This is a genomic window from Polaromonas sp. AER18D-145 (assembly GCF_002379095.1).
GTDB lineage: Bacteria > Pseudomonadota > Gammaproteobacteria > Burkholderiales > Burkholderiaceae_C > Polaromonas.
In genome coordinates this window covers 1-18490 of the sequence record NZ_NBZV01000054.1, presented here as the reverse complement: position 1 = coordinate 18490, position 18490 = coordinate 1, and the positions used below count along the sequence as shown (strand labels likewise).

Genomic DNA, 18490 nt, shown 5'->3' with positions numbered 1-18490 from the left:
AGCAAGGACACGGGCTGGGGCCTTTTTTGCTTAAAACCTGGCATCCAGCCAGGCCTTCAGGCTGGCAAACACCGGCGCCGCGTCCAGCTCGTTGAAAATCTCGTGGTACAGCTCGTCAAAACAGCGCGTGGTCACGACCCTGGCGCCGCCGTTGCTCGCGGCAGCTTCGGCAAAAGCACGGCTACCGGCCGGGTTGACCAGCCTGTCGGCGCCGGCATACATCAGCAGCGTCGGCAGGGTCCAGGTGGCGGCGGCAGCCACCGTCGCCGGCCCGGCGGTCGCGATGAACTTGGCCAGCCGCGCTGAAATCTTGGCATGCACCAGCGGGTCGGCCAGGTAGTTGCTGACCACCTGCGGGTCATGTGAAATGAACTCGGGCTTGAGGCCGTTGTTGACGCGCAGATTGGGGGCAATCGCCGGCAGGGTGGCCAGCAAAAGTTTTTGAATCGCGTTGAGCCCGGGATCGAGTGCCGGCGAGGACATCACCAGGCCATCGATCGGACGCAGCCCGAGCGACACAAAACGGCCCACCACGAGACCGCCCAGGCTGTGGCCCAGCAGGATCAGCGGCAGAGGAGCGTCTGCAAGCGCCGCACCGTCCGCGCGCGGCAGGCGCAGCGAGCGTTGGCGGGTGTCATCCACCACCTCGGCCAGGTCCTCGAGCAACAGGGTCTCGCTGGGCAGGCCGCCACGCTCGCCGCCCGATTCACCGTGACCGCGCTGGTCGTAGGCCCGCACGGCAAAACCCCAGTCCAGCAAGCGGCGCGCCACATGGTCGTAGCGAATCGCGTGTTCCCCGAGGCCGTGAACCATCAGCACGACTGCCCGCGGCGGCAGGGTGTCGTCGCCCTGGCAGGCTTCCATCGACCAATCGTAGATCGCCAGGTTCTCACCGTCACGGGCCGTGAACGGCGCCAGCAGGGGGGGAGTCATGGCTTGCCGGCTCAAGGCATGCGGGCGATGACGGAAGCCACGGCTGCGGTGATTTTTTTGGCATACGGCACGTGCAGGAATTCGTTCGGACCGTGCGCATTGCTTTTCGGACCCAGCACACCGCAGACCATCATCTGCGCCTTCGGAAAACCCTGGCTCAGCATGTTCATCAGCGGAATCGTGCCGCCCTGGCCGATGGTGCCACAAGGCGCGCCGTAATAGGCCTGCGAGGCTTCGTGGAGCGCCTGCTCGAACCAGGGCGAGGTGGTCGGCGCATTCCAGCCGGTGGCGCCGCCGGCGCTTTCAAACGTGACTTTGGCCTGGTAGGGCGCGTTGTCCTCGAGCAGGGTCTTGAGCTCCTGCACCGCGCCGGCGGCATCGACCAGCGGCGGCAGGCGCAGCGAGAGCTTGAAAGCGGTGTAGGGCCGCAGCACATTGCCGGCGTTGCCCATTTCGGGGAAACCATCGGCGCCGGTCACGCTCAGCGTCGGCTTCCAGGTGCGGTTAAGCAGGGCCTCGACCGGGTCGGTGGTGGTCGGCAGCGCAAAAGTGGTGGCGCCGCCGCAGTCGTAATGCGCCCACGGGAAACGCTTGTAGATCTGGTCGCCGAGAATCGCCGCCGTGGCCTGCGCCTGCGCCAGCCGTTCGGCCGGAATTTCGCAGTGAAAACTCTGCGGCAGCAGGGTGCCGGTCTTGCTGTCCTCGAGCCGGTCCAGCACCTGGCGCATGATGCGAAAGCTCGAGGGCACCAGGCCGCTGGCATCGCCCGAATGCACACCTTCAGTGAGAATCTCGACTTTCAGCACGCCGCTGGCCATGCCGCGCAGCGAGGTCGTGAGCCAGAGCTGGTCGTAGTTGCCGGCACCCGAGTCCAGGCAGATCACCAGGCCCACGTCACCGAGCCGCGTGCGCAATGCATCGACATACGGCAGCAGGTCGTAGGAGCCGCTTTCCTCGCAGGTTTCGACCAGGCCGACGATGCGCGGGTGCGGCACGTTCTGGCTTTTCAGCGCCTGGATCGCGGCGATGCTGGCATACACCGCATAACCGTCGTCGGCACCGCCGCGGCCAAACAGCTTGCCGTCTTCGTACTTGGGCGTCCAGGGGCCGAGGTCGTTGCGCCAGCCGGTGAACTCGGGCTGCTTGTCGAGGTGGCCATACATCAAGACGGTTTCCGTGGAACTGGCCCCCACGCTCCCCACTGCGTGTGGCTCGCTGCCCCCCGAGGGGGCTGGCCTTGCTTGGGGCGGCCCTGCGCGGCGGCCGTCGCCTTTGCTGGCCGGCACCTCGAAAAACAGCACCGGCGTGCGGCCTGCCAGGCGCACGATCTCCAGCGTGAGCCCCTCGACCTTCTGCGCCTCCACCCAGGCTGCGGCATTGCGCATCACGGTCTCGATGTGGCCGTGACCGGCCCAGTCGGCATCAAAGGACGGCGACTTGGCGGGGATGGTGATGTAGTCGGTGATCTGCCTGACGATGTCGCCGTCCCACTGGGCGCTGACCTGGGACAGGGCCTGGGCGGCATCAAGCACGCTGGCGGGAATTTCTCGATGCAGGGGGGCGTTCATGAATAAACTCCGGAAGAAGGGGTTCAGCGGGACAGTCCGGCTGAGCTGTCACTGTAACCGTGCTGCGCACATCGTGCCAGGTTGTGCTTCGGAGAACGCTGCACGTCGGGGCATTGTCCGGGACCCTGGCGAAAACGTCATCCCCTGTTTGCGGGAGTATCTGCCTTGAAAACATCCGGAAATCCTCGTCCCGCCATTCGCGTCGGCATAGGCGGCTGGACCTACGCGCCCTGGCGCGACAACTTTTACCCGGCCAAACTGCCGCACAGCCAGGAGCTGGGTTACGCCAGCCGCCAGCTTAGTGCGATCGAGGTCAACGGCACCTACTACAGCAGCTTCAAGCCGCCGACCTTTGCCAAATGGCGCGACGAGACGCCCGATAACTTCGTGTTGTCGCTCAAGGCCAGCCGCTTCACCACGAACCGCCGGGTGCTCGCCGAAGCCGGCGAGTCCATCGAACGGTTTGTCGGCAGCGGCATCAGCGAACTCGGTGACAAGCTCGGCCCCATCGTCTGGCAGTTCATGCCGACCAAGGTGTTCGATACCGACGATTTCGGGGCTTTCCTGGCACTGCTTCCGAAGGCGGTGGATGGCCGCCAGCTGCGCCACGTGCTCGATGTGCGGCATCCCAGCTTCAAGACGCCGGACTACCTGAAACTGGCGCGCAAGCACCACTGCGCGACGGTGTTCACCGATTCGCCGGACTTCCCGTCCTTTGCCGACCTGACGTCTGATTTCGTGTATGCCCGGCTGATGCGCAGTGACGCCAAACTCAAGAGCGGTTATGCGCCCAAGGCTCTGGACGCCTGGGCAGCGGCTGCCCAGGCCTGGGCCCAAGGCGGCGAGCCGTCGGACCTGCCGCGGGTGGAGGCCGCGAAAAACAAGGGCGCGCCCAAAAACGTGTTTGTGTTTTTCATCAACGGCGCCAAGGAAAAGGCGCCGGCGGCGGCGGCCGGCCTGCAGCAGCGGCTCGGCTTCAAGCCACCGGAATAGGGCGCGCTGCGTCGTCCACGGGATCCGGCCCGGGCACGCTGCGGCATTCCTCGAAAATACGCGCCGTGCATGACCGGCAGATGGCCGGGTCCAGCCGCGTGAAAATCGTCGCGATCGCGCTGCGCTTGTCGGGGAACTGGTGCTCGGGGCCGAGCAGCCGCGTGAACCCGGTGGTCTGCCACATCTGGATGACTTCGGGTCGCGGGCGGTGAAAGTACAGGTCGCCCCCCATCGCCCGGCGCGCGTTGAGTTCCGCCTCCCACAGCTGGGCACCGGCCAGGTCGATGAAGTTCATGCTTTTGCCCATCACCAGCAGGTGTTTTTGCGGATGGCGCGCATGGCGCAGCGCATGCAGCGTGTCGGCCACATGCTGGGTCGCGCCGAAATAGACCTCGCCTTCCATGCGCAACAGCTTGAGCTGCGGGCATTCCGGCAGTGGCGTTGCGCTGTCAGCCAGCACCACAAACTGCCGGTCCGGCGCCCGGCTGTCAAAGCCCATGGTGCGCATCGCCGGTTTCGAGGTCCGGTACAGAAAGGACATCAGCGACAGCAGCGTGCCCAGCAGGATCGCGATCTCCAGCCGGATGCTGACGGTCGCCACCAGCGTGGCCAGCGCGACGCCGAATTCGGTGCGGCTCAGGCTGAACAACTGGCGCCAGCGCCCGAGGTCCAGCAGCGACACCGCCACCAGCACCAGCAGGGCCGCCAGCGCCGCCATCGGGATCTGCGCCAGCAGTGCCGCGCTGACGGCGACCAGGCCCAGTAGCAGCAGGGCCGAAAACACCGCCGCCAGCGGCGTGCGCGCGCCGGCCTCCAGATTCGGCATGGACCGGTTCAGCGAGCCGCAGGACACGTAAGACGAAAAGAAGCCGCCGATGATGTTGGACAGGCCCTGTCCACGGAACTCGCGGTTGGCGTCGATGCGCTGGCCGGAGCGTGCGGCGACCGCCTTGGCAATCGAGATCGACTGGCCCAGCGCCACGATGGTCAGCGCAAACGCCAGCCCCAGCAGCTCGGACAGCGCCGACCAGCTCACGCTGGGAATCGCAAATTTCGGCCACGGTGTGGTGATCTGGCCGACCGTGCGCAGGGGCAGCGGCGTCGCGCTGAGGTGCGTTGTCCAGACCCAGGCCAGCGCCGTCGCCGCTGCCAGCCCGGCCAGCATGGACGGCCAGCTGGGGCGCAGCCGCCGCACCAGCAGGGCCACGGCCACGGTCACGCCGGCCACGGCGAGCGCCGCCGGCTGCACCGAGCGGACCATCGTGGCCACATGCAGCAACACCGCAGCCGCCCCATGGTCGGCCGCCGCCGGCAGGCCCAGCAGATCGGGCAGGGCGTACACCGCAATCAACACCGCCGCGCCCGAGGTAAAGCCGAACAGCGCCGCGGGCGAAATGAAGTTGGCCAGCGAGCCCAGCCGCAGCGCCCCAATCAGCCACTGCATGACACCCACCATCACCGTGACCGCCAGCGCCATCTGGATGTAACCCGGGCTGAAGGCCAGCGCCAGTGGCGAAAGCATGGCAAACAGCGCCAGCGAGTTGGCGTTGGTCGGGCCCGACATCACATGCCAGCTGGAGCCGAACAACGCGGCAATGATGCAGGGGATGATGGCGGTGTACAGGCCGTATTCCGGCGGCAGGCCCGCCAGCGTGGCAAAGGCAATACCCTGCGGCAACACCAGCACCGCGCCCAGCAGGCCCGCCATCAGGTCGGCGCGCAGGCTCGCCGGCGTGACCTGGTGCACCCAGTGGCCAAACAGCCGTTCGAACAGCTTCAGCGCCGGGGCGACGTGTTTTTTTTCCGGAGGGCCTTGCATGGGCTGGAGCATACCCCGGCGCGTGCGGCACGCCGCCGGCCCGCCCTCATGCCAGGCCGGCCAGGCGCAGCAGCAGGCCGGCCAGGGCGCTGGCGGCGATGACCGGTATCACGCCCACCTTGTAGCGCAGCAACGCCAGGCTGGCCGCAGCCATGATGGCCAACGCCGGCCATGCCACATTTGAAGGAAAACCGCCTGCAGCGCCCGCCGGGAAAGCGACATGCGCTATAAAAAACAGAGCGAGACTGGCAATCACACCCACCACGGCGGCCGTGATGGCCGCCAGCGGCGCGGTGAAATGCAGCTTGCCGTGGGTGGACTCCACCAGCGGTCCGCCCGCCAGGATAAAAATGAACGACGGCAAAAAGGTGAACCAGGTCACCAGCAAGGCCGCCAGCGCCGCGCCCTGGAACAGCGCGTCCGGCCCCAGCACCTCCTTGGTCCAGCCGCCGACAAAAGCCACAAAGGCCACCACCATGATGAGCGGGCCCGGCGTGGTTTCGCCCAGGGCCAGCCCGTCGATCATCTGCGGCCCGCTGAGCCAGCCGAACTGCTCGACCGCGCCCTGGTACACATAGGGCAGCACCGCATAGGCGCCACCAAACGTCAAGAGCGCCGCCTTGGTGAAAAACCAGCTCATCTGCGTCAAGGCGCCGTGCCAGCCCTGCCAGGCGACCAGTGCGCCCATCGGCAACAGCCACAGTACGGCGCCCACCGTCAGCACCCGGGTCAGGCGCCCCGTGCTGAAGCGCGCGTGGTCGGGGGTGGGTGTGTGGTCGTCGATCAGCGCGGGCAGGTGGACCACCACCGCGCCGCCATGTCCACCACCGGCGGCAAACTGCCCGGGCGCAAAACGCGCGCACAGCCAGCCGGTCAGCGCGGCGCCCAACACCACCCAGGGAAAGGGCACGTGCAAAAACGCAATCGCTATGAAACTGATAGCTGCCACCACCCAGGGGACGGGGGCTTTGGCCGGATTTTTCAATGACTTGCTGCCGATGCGGTGTACCGCCTGCAGCACGATCGCCGCGACGGCTGGCTTGATGCCGTAGAACATCCCGGCGACCAGCGGCAGGTCGCCAAACGCCACGTACATCCAGCTCAGCGCGATCAGGATGAACAGCGACGGCAGCACGAACAACGCACCCGCCACGACACCGCCCCAGGTCCGGTGCATCAGCCAGCCGATGTAGGTGGCCAGCTGCTGCGCCTCCGGCCCCGGCAGCAGCATGCAGTAGTTGAGCGCGTGCAGAAAACGCTTTTCCGAGATCCAGCGTTTTTGCTCAACCAGCTCACGGTGCATGATGGCAATCTGCCCGGCCGGCCCGCCGAAACTGATGAAGCCGAGCTTGAGCCAGAACCGGAAGGCCTCGCGAAAACTGACCGCTTTCGGCATGTCGGTGGTCTGCGTCATGCGCCGGCACCTGTCATGGTTTCCGGCTTCCAGTTGTGTGTTTCGGGCGGTTGTCCTTGCCACACGGCTCTGGCTTCGCTGGCGCACCAGGCGTAGAGGGCGTCGTAAAGCGGCATGGCGGCTTCCAGCATCCTGTGGTCGTCGGTATGCAGGCGGGACAAACCCAGCGAGAAGGCCAGCAATCCGGCGCACTGCGGCTCCAGCGCCAGGCGGTCGGTGTCGGCCCCGCGCACGATGCGGGCCAGGCGATCCACGGCCGGGTCTTCAATTTCGAACGCGCGAAGCAAGCCATCAAAACTGCACCACTCGCCTTCGTGCGACACCGGTGCGCCCGGAATGTCGTAGGCCACGGCGTGCAGTCGCGCCGCTTCACTGAAGACCTGCGCAGTCGGCACGTAAAAGAATTCGGCGCGCGGATCGATAAAACGTCGAATCAGCCAGGGGCAGGCGATGCGGTCTATCTTCGGCCGCTCGCGGGTGATCCAGCGCGACGCGTGCTCCCCGGTCACGCCCCAGTCGGGGCGCTTGCGCATGGTGAGCAGCGGCGTCGCGCGCCATTGGGCGATGTTGGAGGCGGTGTCGATCCCGTCTTCACCCCCTTCCATGCCGCCGGCAAGCGCCGAGGCCTTCCAGCCGGCCTGGCGAAATTGAGCTACCGCGTCCTCACTGACGTGGTGGCCATAAGCGCAGTAAACAACGATTTCGCGCGGCGGTTGTGACGTGGCAAAGGCCGCCACGTCTTCGGGTTTGCAGCGCACGGCGCCAGCCAGCATGCGCGCGCTTTCAGCAAACTTGGCTTCACGCCGCACATCGAGCAGCCAGGGCGAATCGGCGCGGCCCCTGCGGGCAGCAAGTTCATCAGGGGAAATGAAGGGAATAGAAGCGGTCGCGGTGTCCATGAGTTACTCCAAACGAGTTGCCAGCGCTTGGACGGGACACCGTCTATCTTCGAGAAGATTCGGGAGGCTGAAATCCCGATAACTCAACCATAGCACCAAGCGCGATCACACGCAACTGGATGCGATCAGGCGCGCTGAATCTTGAACACGGCGCGACTGGCGCGGGCATTCGGCCACCACCGGATTTCCTCGCCGTCCTGCAGGCCGAACTGGTCGAGGATCTGCAACTTGTTCTTGAGCGCCAGGGCTTCGAAATCCTGCAGCGTGCCAACGCGAATATTGGGCGTGTCGTACCACTGGTAGGGCAGCACCTTGGTGACCGGCATGCGGCCGCGCAGCACCGCCAGACGGTTTGGCCAGTGGCCAAAATTGGGAAAAGCCACGATACCGATGCGACCCACACGCGCCGTCTCGCGCAGCATGACCTCGGCATTGCGCAGGTGCTGCAGGGTGTCGATCTGCAGCACCACGTCAAAACTCGCGTCGCCGAACATGGCGAGGCCCTCGTCGAGGTTGAGCTGGATCACGTTGACGCCGCGCGCCACGCAGGCCTGGATGTTGGCGTCGTCTATCTCCACGCCGTAACCGGTACAGCCGCGTTCGCGGATCAGGTGGTCGAGCAGGGCGCCGTCGCCGCAACCGAGGTCCAGCACACGTGAACCCGGTGGCACGAGACGGGCGATCACTTGCTGGTCGGCGGACAGCCGGGGCGTCGACTTCAGCATGGTGCCACCTTGCTCTCGAAATAGGAGCGGACCACGCCCATGTAGCGGGGATCGTCGAGCAAAAAGGCATCATGACCGTGGGGTGCGTCGATCTCGGCGTAACTCACGTCGCGCTGGTTGTCGAGCAGGGCCTTGACGATTTCGCGGCTGCGCGCAGGCGAAAACCGCCAGTCGGTCTTGAAGCTCACTAGCAGGAATTTGGCCCGGGCCCGCGCCAGCGCCGGCGTGAGTTTGCCGCCGTGCTCTGCGGCCGGATCGAAATAATCGAGCGCCCGCGTGATCAGCAAATAGGTGTTGGCGTCAAAGTACTCGCTGAACTTGTCGCCCTGGTAACGCAGGTAACTTTCGATCTGGAACTCGACATCCTGGGTCGAAAATTTGTAGCCGCTCGCATGGCCAATGGCGACTTCACGGAGCTGGCGCCCGAACTTCTCGTTCATCACGTCATCGCTGAGGTAGGTGATGTGGCCGATCATGCGGGCGATGCGCAGGCCGCGCTGCGGCAACACACCATGCCGGCCGTAATGCCCGCCGTGAAAGTCCGGGTCGGTCACGATGGCGCGCCGCGCCACTTCGTTGAAAGCGATGTTTTCGGCGGTCAGGTTGGGCGCGCTGGCCACCACCACCGCATGGCGCACGCGGTCGGGGTACTGCAGTGTCCAGCTCAGCGCCTGCATGCCGCCCAGGCTGCCACCCATGACGGCGGCCAGGGTGGCTATGCCCAGCGCGTCGAGCAGGCGCGCCTGCGCCTGCACCCAGTCCTGCACCGTGACCACCGGAAAGTCGGCGCCGTAGATCTCGCCGCTGTCGGGGTTACGCTGCATGGGCCCGGTCGATCCGAAGCAGGAGCCCAGGTTGTTCACGCCAATGACAAAAAACACATTGGTGTCCACCGGTTTGCCGGGGCCTATCATGGTGTCCCACCAGCCCTCGGATTTCGGCACCACGGCGCCCTGCGCATCAAGGTAGACGCCGGCCACATGGTGCGAGGCGTTCAGCGCATGGCAGATCAGCACGGCGTTGGACCGGTCGGCATTGAGCGTGCCGTAGGTCTCGTAGCTCAGGTCGTAGGCACGGATGGACGCGCCGCTTTGCAATGGCAAAACGTCGGCGAAATGCATGGACTGTGGTGTGGCAACTAGCAAAACAGAAGGCCCCAACAGAAACAGTGAACAAAAAGAAAACCCGGCATCGCTAAAAGCGAGTCCGGGTTCATGGATGTTCGTCTTTAGCCGTACTTTTTAAGCGCCCGCAAGCTGAGCAAATCGGCGCTGGTGGCTAGTATAAATGCAAGGCGTCAGACCAGGCCCTAAACCACCTCAATTCGGGAAATCCCATGTCAGAACTGTTTGGCTCCGATGCTTACGCCCCACGCGAAATTGCCGAACGCATTGAAACCGTGGGTGTGGCCAAGGCGCGAATGGCGACCTTGCCGCTGCTGATGCTGGGTGTACTGGCCGGGGCGTTTATCGGTCTGGGCAGCCTCTTTTTTGTGATCGTGAAGTCCGATGCCGGCCTGGGTTTTGCCACGGCCCAGCTGGTGGGCGGGCTGGTCTTCTCCCTGGGCCTTGTGCTGGTGGTGGTGGCCGGGGCGGAGCTGTTTACCGGCAACAACCTGCTGGCCATGGCCTGGGCTGACGGCAAGATCACGAGCGCCGATGTGCTGCGGAACTGGGTACTGGTCTGCGCAGCCAATTTTGCCGGTGCGGCCGGGCTCGCGCTGCTGGTCTTCGCCAGCGGTCACACCGACATGAACGGCGGCGCCATTGGCCGCACGGTGGTGAAAATCGCGCAGGTCAAACAGGACTTGCCGGTCTGGGAGGCGTTTTTCCGCGGCGTGCTGTGCAACGTCCTGGTGTGCATGGCGGTGTGGATGGCGATGGCAGGGCGCAGCGTCGTGGACAAGGCGGTCGCCATTGTTTTTCCCATCAGTGCTTTTGTTGCCGCAGGTTTTGAACACAGCATCGCCAACATGTACCTGATGCCACTGGCCATGCTGCTTCAGCAGTCGGGTGGCGTGCCTGCGGGCGAAACCATGCTCACCTGGGGCGGCATGGCCCTGAACCTGGCCGTTGTGATTGCCGGCAATCTGATGGGCGGCAGCGTCCTGGTCGGCCTAACCTACCACCTGATCTACCGGCGCGGCCCCAAATCACCATGAGCGCCCTCAGCCCCAGCCGAACAAGGCGGCGGCGCCCAGCAACGCAAAAATCAAGGCCGACACCAGGTGCACCACCCGGAGCGGCACTTTCTTCGTGACCTTGGCGCCCAGCCAGACCACGGGGGCATTGGCCAGCATCATGCCCAGGGTGGTGCCGGCGACCACGCCGAACCAGGCGTCGTAACGGGCGGCCAGCATCACGGTCGCAATCTGCGTCTTGTCGCCCATCTCCGCCAGGAAAAACAGCATCGCGGTGGTGCCGAACACGCCGAAACGCGGCAGGCGCCCGTCGGCCGCATCGTCGTCGAGCTTGTCCGGAATCAGCATCCACCCCGCCATGGCGATGAAGGACACCCCGAGGATCCAGCGCAGGGTCTGCGGGCTGATCACGGTGGTCAACCACGCCCCCAAGGCACCGGCCATGGCATGGTTGGCGATGGTGGCGACGAAGATGCCCGCCACGATGGGCCAGGGTTTGCGAAAGCGCGCGGCCAGCACCAGCGCAAGAAGTTGTGTCTTGTCGCCCATTTCGGCGAGGGCAACGATGCCGGTGGAAACAAGGAAAGCGTCCATCAATGACTCCGGCCGGAAAAAACCCATGACTGCACGACATCCCCGGCCTGAACGGAGGCTGTGCAGTCAAAGGTCTCGCCAAGTCTGAACCGTTTGCGCCATGTCGTCCCTGTGGCAGGAACGGACAAGTCTGTTGACGCAAACCCCTCTCGCCCCCGCCGTGACGGCAGGAGGGAGGGAGGCTACTCCCCAATGACAAGCAGCCATTCTAGTGCAGTGTCGCACGCTATCTGGAACATAAAACCGCGCCTTTTGCGCCATGGCGGCGTTGCAAATCCGCGCGATACCCGAGGTATCGCTGTGGTTTGCGCCTTGCCCTGACCCAAAATTCATCGCTTTTATTTGTTCCATCAAGCATGCAACACTGCACTAGCGGGCGTCCCTTCCCGCCATGGAGCTGCGAAGCCACCCAACTTGGTGCGCACCTCTCTGGCGCAGTTTTTGCTTGATTTTGGTGCTGTTGCTTTTTACAACCTGCTTTTGCACTAAAACTGCTCAAACATTCAAAGAGGGGCTTATGGACGCACTAAAACAGGGCTCGGATGCCTTGTTCATCCTGTTGGGCGGCATCATGGTCTTGGCCATGCATGCCGGATTCGCATTTCTCGAACTGGGTACGGTTCGCAAAAAGAACCAGGTCAATGCGCTGGTCAAGATCCTGGTGGACTTCTCGGTGTCCACCGTCGTGTACTTCGTCGTCGGTTACGGCGTGGCCTACGGCACCAGCTTTTTCGTGAGCGCGGAAGTGCTGGCCGCGAAGAACGGCTACGAGCTCGTGAAGTTTTTCTTTTTGCTGACCTTTGCCGCGGCCATCCCCGCCATCATCTCCGGCGGCATTGCGGAGCGGGCACGGTTTTACCCGCAGTTGCTGGCCACCGCCGTGATCGTCGGTTTTGTCTATCCGTTTTTCGAGGGCATTGTCTGGAACCAGCATTTCGGCGTGCAGGCCTGGATCAAGGCCCTGACCGGGTCCGAGTTCCATGACTTTGCCGGCTCCATCGTGGTTCATGCGGTCGGCGGCTGGCTGGCCCTGCCGGCCGTGATTCTGCTCGGCGCACGCAGCAACCGCTACCGCAAGGACGGCGGGATCTCGGCGCATCCGCCCTCCAGCATTCCTTTTCTCGCGCTGGGCGCCTGGATCCTGACGGTCGGCTGGTTCGGCTTCAACGTCATGAGTGCGCAGACCATCGACAAGATCTCCGGCCTCGTGGCGGTCAACTCGCTGATGGCCATGGTCGGCGGCACGCTGACCGCGCTGGCCCTCGGCAAAAACGACCCGGGTTTTGTGCACAACGGCCCGCTGGCAGGGCTGGTGGCGGTCTGTGCCGGCTCCGACCTGATGCACCCGCTGGGCGCGCTGGTCACCGGCGGCATCGCCGGCGCCGTGTTTGTGCTGATGTTCACGCTGACGCAGAACCGCTGGAAGATCGACGACGTGCTGGGCGTCTGGCCGCTGCACGGCCTGTGCGGCGCCTGGGGCGGCATCGCCGCCGGCATTTTCGGCAGCAAGGCCCTGGGCGGATTGGGCGGCGTGCACCTCGGCGCACAATTGATCGGCACGGTCATGGGTGTGGGCTGGGCGTTGCTGGCGGGCTTCGCGGTCTACGGCCTGATCAAGGCCACCATGGGCCTGCGCCTGAGCCAGGAAGAAGAATACGAGGGCGCCGACCTGTCGATACACCGCATCGGCGCCACCCCCGAGCGCGAGGTCAACTGGTGACGGCCACGATGGTGACCCGCCACCACGTGCTTCTGAATTTATAGCAACTTGCGCACACCCCTATTGGGCTGACGGCCGATTTGGCTTATGAAGTTCGGCAAACCCGCTGCAGTGTCGGCGCCAGCCAGCGGTCCAGCGACCACGGCCCCCCACCGTAAATGGCCAGCCCCGCCAGCAGCGTGCCCCAGAACACATGCTGCTGCAGGGCGGCCGGTGCGATCTCGCTGAGCGAGATCACCGCGACGGCATTGACCACGAACAGTCCCAGCGCCGGCAAGCGGTCCGCCAGACCCAGTACCAGCAGCATGGGCAGCACCAGCTCGCCGGCGGTCCCCAGCAAAGCGGCTGCCGCCGGGGGCAATAGCGGCACATGGTACTCGTCGGTGAACAGGGCCAGGGTGGTGTCCCAGTCACGCAGCTTGGTCAGCCCGGACAGAAAAAACACCTGCGCGATGTACAGGCGCGCCAGCAAGGCCGCCAGCGGCTGCAGTGTATTGAGGGACCGGATCAACCCGTCCCACGCGTTCAGGCCGCGCGCCAGCCAGGCCATGCGGCCATTACTTGTCATCATGTGTTTCCTTGGGTGGTGGGCAACGAATGCACGCCCATGACCAGGCCGGACTGCACCGCCTCGCCCAGCCAGGCATTGAAATCAAAAGGCTCGGCCGCGCTGCCGCCGGGCAGATTCACGGCGTCCAGCGCATCAAGCGCCTCCAAGGCGTCGAGCAGGGACTGGCCGGCCATCAGCGTCTCGAGCAACCGGTGTTCGATCGCCGTGCTCACACGCACGCGGGGCCGCAAGCCCTGGCGCCAGACCAGCACGTGTTCAGCGCGGCCCTCCGCCAGCCTTTGTCCGGCCTGTTGCAAGCTGGGACTGCCCGTGAGGTGGGCATTGACGATGCTGGCCACCGGGTAAGGGCTCGCCAGCAAGGCTACGCCTGCACCCAGGGTGAGCGTGATCCGTGCGGGATCCTCCGTGGCCAGCCGTGCAAACGACGCCGGATCGGGCGGCACATCGGCTGCGCTGCCGGCCAAGTGCATGCGCCACTCCAGATGCGCGACATCGGCGAGGTAGGGATCATCGGCCAGCTGCGCGGAAGCCCCGATGAAGCCGCCAAGCAGGTCCCCCCAGCGAGCCATGTCGCCGCAAAGGGGTGGATGGATGGCCCGGAAGTGGCGCGCCAGCGCGGCAAAATTTTCCTCGCCGACCAGCTGCGCCAGCACCGGGTAGGCGGCGGCCAGTGCGCGTTCCGCCAGCGCCTGGCCGTTCGCGCGGTAGGCCTGCAGGCCGCGTTGCGCGCGCCGCGCCTGTGCAGCATTCCCGGCAGACAGCCAGCGTGACAGCCCGACGCCACCGGCCGCGCCCAGCACCAGCTGCAGCAGGGCCTGCTGCTCCTGCTGGAAACTGTCGGGCCTCAAGCCGCCACCGCGCTGTCCGCCAGGGCTTGCAGCGCGCGGGCGCTGGCCGCCTCGTCGAGCAGGACCTGCAGCGGCGGCATGTCGGTGTCCCACTCCACGAGGGTGGCCAGGCCGCCCGGCGCCTTGCCAAAACGCGCCAGCGCATGCCGGTAAAGCTGCCACACCTCGTCGCACACGCGGCTGCCGTGGTCATCGATGACGATGTCACCGCAGTCCTTGTGGCCCGCGAGGTGCAACTCTGCCACCGCGTGCGGCGGTATCTGGTCCAGCCATGCCATGCAGGCGCGCACCGGGTCGTCCGTGCTGCCCGCCAGGCGCTCGTTGCATGCGTTCACATAAATATTGTTGACATCGACCAGCAAGCCACAACCGCTGCGGCTAGCGAGTGCCGAAAGAAAATCGGTTTCACTCATGTCGGAACTGTTGAAGCGCACATAGGCGGACAGGTTTTCGACCAAGAGGCGGCGTTTCAGCCGGTCCTGCACCTGCTGCACATTGGCGCACAACACGTCGAGCGACTGCCGGTGAAAGGCCACCGGCAGCAGATCCGCTGCATGCACGGTGGCACCCCCCCATGGTCCGCGCGCAAACGAGGCGTGGTCCGAAACGCGAACCGGTTCGATGCGCTCGACCAGCGCAGCGAGTTGGGCCAGGTGCCAGGGATCGATCCCGGCGGCAGAGCCCAGTGCCAGCCCGACGCCATGCAGGCTGACCGGGTAGGTGTGGCGGGCCTCCTGCAGGACGGCGAGCGCCGCGCCGCCGCGCGCGAAAAAGTTTTCGGAATGGACTTCCAGGAAGTCCAGTTCCGGTTGTGCCTCGAGCAGGCAGGCATAGTGCGGATGCCGCCAGCCTATGCCCGTGGTGAAAAAAGTGGGATCAGTCACAGCCAGAAGGCGAAGCCTGCCCAAGGACAGGCCGCCTCGCCCGGATGGGAACAGTCAGCAAGCGATCAGCTCTTCTTGTCCATCATCGGCTTGTCCATCATGGCCTTGCCCTTCATCTTCGCCTGGTCGGCCTTCATGCCTTTCATGCTGGCGCAAGTGCCGTTGGCAACGTATTTCCATTCCCCGGCGTCGTCACTGAGCTTGGACTGACCGGCACAGGAATGGGTGCCGGCCAGGTTGGCGCAATCGTTCTGGCCCGCCTTGGCGATGCCGTAACATTTTTCTTTTTCCTGGGCAACAGCGGGTGTAGCCACCAGCATGGTGAAGAGCAGGGAGGCTGCAGCTGCAGCAATCAGGGCGCGTTGGTTCATTTGAAATCTCCAGTTGATTCGTACAGGTTAAAAATCCCAACCAGACCGGTGTGTTTCTCTGTCTGGTTAAAGCTTGGTCCGGCAACTGCCGGCATTCTTACAGGTTATTTCTTGCCACCAAAGAAATTTGCCCACGGCTACAGCAGGTCGGCAATCCGGTCCCAGGCTTGCGGCGGAATCCGGCCCAGGTATCGCTCGACGATTTTTCCGGACTTGTCGATCAGGTAGCCTGCGGGCAGCTGCGCGTGTGGGCCCAGGTTGTCGCGGTAGCTGCCGTCGCCGGCCCAGAGCTGGACAAACCGCTGCCTGGTAGGCACCGTGCGCGAGATGATGGCTTCATAGTCCAGCATGTCCCGCATGCGTGTGTCGGTGCTGACGGCCACCAACTCGAAGGGCTGGCCGGCCCAGCCTTCGTAATTGGTGCGCAACTCGGGCATCTTGTCGCGGCACACCGCGCAGCCGGTGGACCAGTACAGCAGCAGCACCACCTTGCCCTTGAGCGAGGCCAGCCTGAAGGGTTTGCCCTCCCCCGTTTTGCCTTCGATGTGCGGTGCTGCGGCAGCACGTTCCGCCTTCACGGAGGGCGGCGGTGTTTGCGCCTGCGCGGCGGCAGCCATCCCGAGCGCGATGAGGGCGACCACTGCGAGACCAGAACGCGCCCGACCGGAACGGGAAACGCTGTGAGGGCCGGTGGGTGGTGATGCGTGATGAGCGATGTCCATGGTGGTGTCCTTGGTGGGTTGCGGCGACAGACAGTGCAAATGGTTTGGTCGCTGCTCAGCCGGAAACCTTACGTGCCTGTCCGCATTTTTTCTGCACGCCCACGTTGTGGTGCGGCTAGACTTGCCATCCATGGCCACCTTTGAAGAGCAACTGGTTGAACACCGGGTCTACCTCATGCGTTTTGCGAGGCTGCAGCTACGCAACGATGCCTGGGCGGAAGACGCTGTCTCCGAAACCCTGCTGGCGGCACTGTCCAAGCCGCAATCGTTTGGCAACCGTTCGCAGCTCAAGACCTGGCTGGTCGGCATTCTCAAGCACAAGGTCATCGACCTGATCCGCAGCCACGCCCGGGAGGTCTCGCTTCCCGATAACGGGGCCGACGACGAAGCCGATGAACTGGACAAGCTCGCCTTCCAGGCCGACGGCCACTTCGCCAGCCCGCCCGGTGACTGGGGTGATCCGCAGCAAACCCTGGCGCAAAGCCAGTTTTTCAAGGTCCTGGATGCCTGCGTCGAGCGGCTGCCCCCGGCGCTCGGCCGCCTGTTCCTGATGCGCGAATGGCTGGAACTGTCCTGCGAAGAGGTCTGTAAGGAACTCTCGCTCACGCCGACCAATTTGTATGTCCAGCTTCACCGTGCCCGCCTGCGTTTGCGCGAATGCCTGGCCATTCACTGGTTTGGTCAACACACTCACTGAATGGCCGTCATGAAAATCCAGTCCCTTCCCCTGATGCGCACCTGCAGGCAGGCCGCGGCCTTGCTGGTGGCACGGGAGGACCGTGCATTGAGCCTGTCCGATACCGTTGCCCTGCGCCTGCACCTGCTGGCCTGCAAGGCCTGCCCGCAATTTGAAAACCAGCTGCTCACCATGCGATTGGCGATGGGTCGCTGGCGCAACTATGCGGGCGAGGCACAGAGCCCGGACACCCAGGGCCTCCAGCGGCCCGACTGATGGCAGCACGCCGCGCTGCCGTCCGGCCCACCGGTGTTCCCGGACAACGCGATCTCTCGAAAAAAGCCGGTTATTTGTGTGAGCAGCGTAAAAATTCGTTTTCCGGCTCCACCGCCGATGCACCTTCCGCCCGTCCTGGGCGAGAAAATACAAGTGGGCACAAACTTCCTGTTTTTTTCTTGAAAATCAACACTCTTTTATTTTCCGAAGCCCTGTTTTCGGCGCACCGCATCGCCAGCCGGCACGCCAGCGCTCACGCGCCAGGGCAAAACCGGCCTCCAGCCCAGTATTGATGCGGGTCTGCCCGGCCTGGCGACGGCAATATTTGCTTGTCTTCCCCGGCTCTGGCCGCATAACATGAAGGGTGTGGATGTGCATCCACACCCGTCGGGTGATCGGTCAGTTTCGCGCGCTACAGCTGTATGTTGGAAGATTCCATCGCTTTTGTTATTGTGTTTTAGAGGAGTCCCTTCATGGGCAACAAACTTTACGTCGGCAATCTGCCTTACTCAGTCCGCGACGAAGACTTGCAACAATCTTTCGGCCAGTTTGGCGCTGTCACCAGCGCTAAAGTCATGATGGAACGCGACACCGGTCGCTCCAAAGGCTTTGGCTTTGTCGAAATGGGCAGCGATGCCGAAGCGCAGGCAGCCATTGCCGGCATGAACGGCCAGCCTCTGGGCGGTCGCAGCGTTGTCGTCAACGAAGCCCGTCCGATGGAAGCTCGTCCTCCACGCACTGGCGGCGGCTTCGGCGGCGGTAGCGGTGGTGGCGGCGGCTACGGTGGCGGCGGCGGCGGCGGTGGCGGCCGTTCCGGCGGCGGCGGCTACGGTGGTGGTGGCAACGACGGCGGTTTCCGCAGTCCTTACGGCGGCGGTGGCCGTTCCGGCGGTGGCGGTGGCTCTGGCGGTGGACGCGGCGGCTACTAAGCCCTGACCCCCAGCCTCTTCAGCTTCGGCTGAAAACAACTTTAAAAGGCTTCACAAGACTTCGATTTTGAAGCCTTTTTGCATGGCGGCTTTTTACCGTTGGTCGCAAACCGCTCCGGATTTTGCGGTATTTCTGTTGGCTTTTCTCATATATGACGCATAATGCGCGGGTGTGGGTATAAATCCATACAGGTTAGGTGATCGGTCAGTTTCGCGCGCTACAGCGGTACGTTTGAAGATTTGTTGTGCTTTCGGGACCCCATCGCTTTTGTTATTGTGTTTTAGAGGAGTCCCTTCATGGGCAACAAACTTTACGTCGGCAATCTGCCTTACTCAGTCCGCGACGAAGACTTGCAACAATCTTTCGGCCAGTTTGGCGCTGTCACCAGCGCTAAAGTCATGATGGAA

At 64.2% G+C, this 18490-nt stretch carries 20 protein-coding genes, 1 pseudogene and 1 riboswitch; of the genes and pseudogenes, 8 read left to right on the top strand and 13 right to left on the bottom strand.

Features of this window, described 5'->3' with window-relative positions; genetic code table 11:
* Positions 1–30: 30 nt before the first annotated feature.
* Both B7G52_RS20210 and B7G52_RS20205 read right to left on the bottom strand, forming a co-directional pair.
* Positions 31–933 carry an alpha/beta hydrolase gene (locus B7G52_RS20210; RefSeq protein ID WP_096699442.1) on the bottom strand — a complete coding sequence of 301 codons (903 nt, stop codon included), beginning with the start codon at positions 931–933 and terminating at the stop codon, positions 31–33.
* 11 nt (positions 934–944) lie between these two features.
* Positions 945–2501, bottom strand: coding sequence for a M20 family metallopeptidase (locus B7G52_RS20205; protein WP_096699440.1), 1557 nt, complete (start codon positions 2499–2501; stop codon positions 945–947).
* Between the two features lie 165 nt (positions 2502–2666).
* Between B7G52_RS20205 and B7G52_RS20200 the strand changes: the two genes are divergently transcribed.
* Positions 2667–3494, top strand: a complete 828-nt coding sequence (locus tag B7G52_RS20200; protein WP_240523551.1) for a DUF72 domain-containing protein — start codon at positions 2667–2669, stop codon at positions 3492–3494.
* Here B7G52_RS20200 and B7G52_RS20195 read toward each other — a convergent pair.
* The 5 genes from B7G52_RS20195 to B7G52_RS20175 all read right to left on the bottom strand — a co-directional run bounded on the left by B7G52_RS20195 (position 3478) and on the right by B7G52_RS20175 (position 9472).
* Entirely contained in the window at positions 3478–5313 is a 1836-nt protein-coding gene (locus B7G52_RS20195) for a SulP family inorganic anion transporter (RefSeq protein WP_240523550.1), read from the bottom strand. The two genes, B7G52_RS20200 and B7G52_RS20195, sit on opposite strands and share 17 nt — an antisense overlap.
* A 46-nt stretch (positions 5314–5359) precedes the next feature.
* The gene (gene chrA, locus B7G52_RS20190; protein WP_096699436.1) at positions 5360–6727 is read right to left on the bottom strand and encodes a chromate efflux transporter; all 1368 of its coding nucleotides are present in this window, start codon (positions 6725–6727) and stop codon (positions 5360–5362) included.
* A complete protein-coding gene (locus B7G52_RS20185) occupies positions 6724–7626 on the bottom strand; it encodes a chromate resistance protein ChrB domain-containing protein (protein WP_096699434.1) in 903 nt (300 codons plus the stop codon). The genes chrA and B7G52_RS20185 overlap by 4 nt, the downstream gene beginning before the upstream one ends.
* Before the next feature lie 125 nt (positions 7627–7751).
* A complete protein-coding gene (gene metW, locus B7G52_RS20180; protein ID WP_096699432.1) occupies positions 7752–8351 on the bottom strand; it encodes a methionine biosynthesis protein MetW in 600 nt (199 codons plus the stop codon).
* Positions 8345–9472, bottom strand: a complete 1128-nt coding sequence (locus B7G52_RS20175; protein WP_240523549.1) for a homoserine O-acetyltransferase — start codon at positions 9470–9472, stop codon at positions 8345–8347. The genes metW and B7G52_RS20175 overlap by 7 nt, the downstream gene beginning before the upstream one ends.
* A 215-nt stretch (positions 9473–9687) precedes the next feature.
* Here B7G52_RS20175 and B7G52_RS20170 point away from each other — a divergent pair, with 215 nt between their 5' ends.
* Complete coding sequence (locus B7G52_RS20170; RefSeq protein ID WP_096699429.1) at positions 9688–10512, top strand: formate/nitrite transporter family protein; 825 nt, start codon at positions 9688–9690, stop codon at positions 10510–10512.
* A gap of 6 nt (positions 10513–10518) precedes the next feature.
* Here the strand turns inward: B7G52_RS20170 and B7G52_RS20165 are convergent, their stop codons facing one another.
* Complete coding sequence (locus B7G52_RS20165) at positions 10519–11085, bottom strand: TMEM165/GDT1 family protein (protein WP_096699459.1); 567 nt, start codon at positions 11083–11085, stop codon at positions 10519–10521.
* Between the two features lies 1 nt (position 11086).
* Positions 11087–11288: riboswitch (yybP-ykoY riboswitch) on the bottom strand.
* 314 nt (positions 11289–11602) lie between these two features.
* Between B7G52_RS20165 and B7G52_RS20160 the strand changes: the two genes are divergently transcribed.
* Positions 11603–12805: an ammonium transporter gene (locus B7G52_RS20160; RefSeq protein ID WP_096699428.1), complete on the top strand. Its 1203-nt coding sequence runs from the start codon at positions 11603–11605 to the stop codon at positions 12803–12805.
* Positions 12806–12890: 85 nt separating this feature from the next.
* Here B7G52_RS20160 and B7G52_RS20155 read toward each other — a convergent pair whose 3' ends face one another.
* The 5 genes from B7G52_RS20155 to B7G52_RS20135 form a co-directional block, all read right to left on the bottom strand.
* Positions 12891–13376, bottom strand: a complete 486-nt coding sequence (locus tag B7G52_RS20155) for a DoxX family protein (protein ID WP_371329046.1) — start codon at positions 13374–13376, stop codon at positions 12891–12893.
* Entirely contained in the window at positions 13373–14224 is an 852-nt protein-coding gene (locus tag B7G52_RS20150) for a putative DNA-binding domain-containing protein (RefSeq protein ID WP_170954821.1), read from the bottom strand. Before B7G52_RS20150 ends, B7G52_RS20155 begins: the two co-directional genes overlap by 4 nt.
* Entirely contained in the window at positions 14221–15108 is an 888-nt protein-coding gene (locus B7G52_RS20145) for a DUF692 domain-containing protein (protein WP_096699424.1), read from the bottom strand. The genes B7G52_RS20150 and B7G52_RS20145 overlap by 4 nt, the downstream gene beginning before the upstream one ends.
* 65 nt (positions 15109–15173) lie before the next feature.
* Positions 15174–15479, bottom strand: a complete 306-nt coding sequence (locus tag B7G52_RS20140; RefSeq protein ID WP_096699422.1) for a DUF2282 domain-containing protein — start codon at positions 15477–15479, stop codon at positions 15174–15176.
* A 137-nt stretch (positions 15480–15616) separates the two neighbouring features.
* The gene (locus B7G52_RS20135) at positions 15617–16120 is read right to left on the bottom strand and encodes a peroxiredoxin (RefSeq protein ID WP_240523548.1); all 504 of its coding nucleotides are present in this window, start codon (positions 16118–16120) and stop codon (positions 15617–15619) included.
* Between the two features lie 211 nt (positions 16121–16331).
* Here B7G52_RS20135 and B7G52_RS20130 point away from each other — a divergent pair, with 211 nt between their 5' ends.
* The 5 genes and pseudogenes from B7G52_RS20130 to B7G52_RS20115 all read left to right on the top strand — a co-directional run.
* The gene (locus B7G52_RS20130) at positions 16332–16898 is read left to right on the top strand and encodes a sigma-70 family RNA polymerase sigma factor (protein ID WP_096699420.1); all 567 of its coding nucleotides are present in this window, start codon (positions 16332–16334) and stop codon (positions 16896–16898) included.
* A 9-nt stretch (positions 16899–16907) separates the two neighbouring features.
* Positions 16908–17153 (top strand): zf-HC2 domain-containing protein, encoded by a 246-nt coding sequence (locus tag B7G52_RS20125; RefSeq protein ID WP_096699455.1) that lies wholly within the window; start codon positions 16908–16910, stop codon positions 17151–17153.
* A complete protein-coding gene (locus B7G52_RS23440) occupies positions 17153–17446 on the top strand; it encodes a hypothetical protein (protein WP_141397509.1) in 294 nt (97 codons plus the stop codon). Before B7G52_RS20125 ends, B7G52_RS23440 begins: the two co-directional genes overlap by 1 nt.
* A 180-nt stretch (positions 17447–17626) precedes the next feature.
* A complete protein-coding gene (locus tag B7G52_RS20120) occupies positions 17627–18082 on the top strand; it encodes an RNA-binding protein (protein ID WP_096699418.1) in 456 nt (151 codons plus the stop codon).
* Positions 18083–18379: 297 nt separating this feature from the next.
* Positions 18380–18490, top strand: a pseudogene (locus B7G52_RS20115) (RNA-binding protein); the annotation flags it as partial.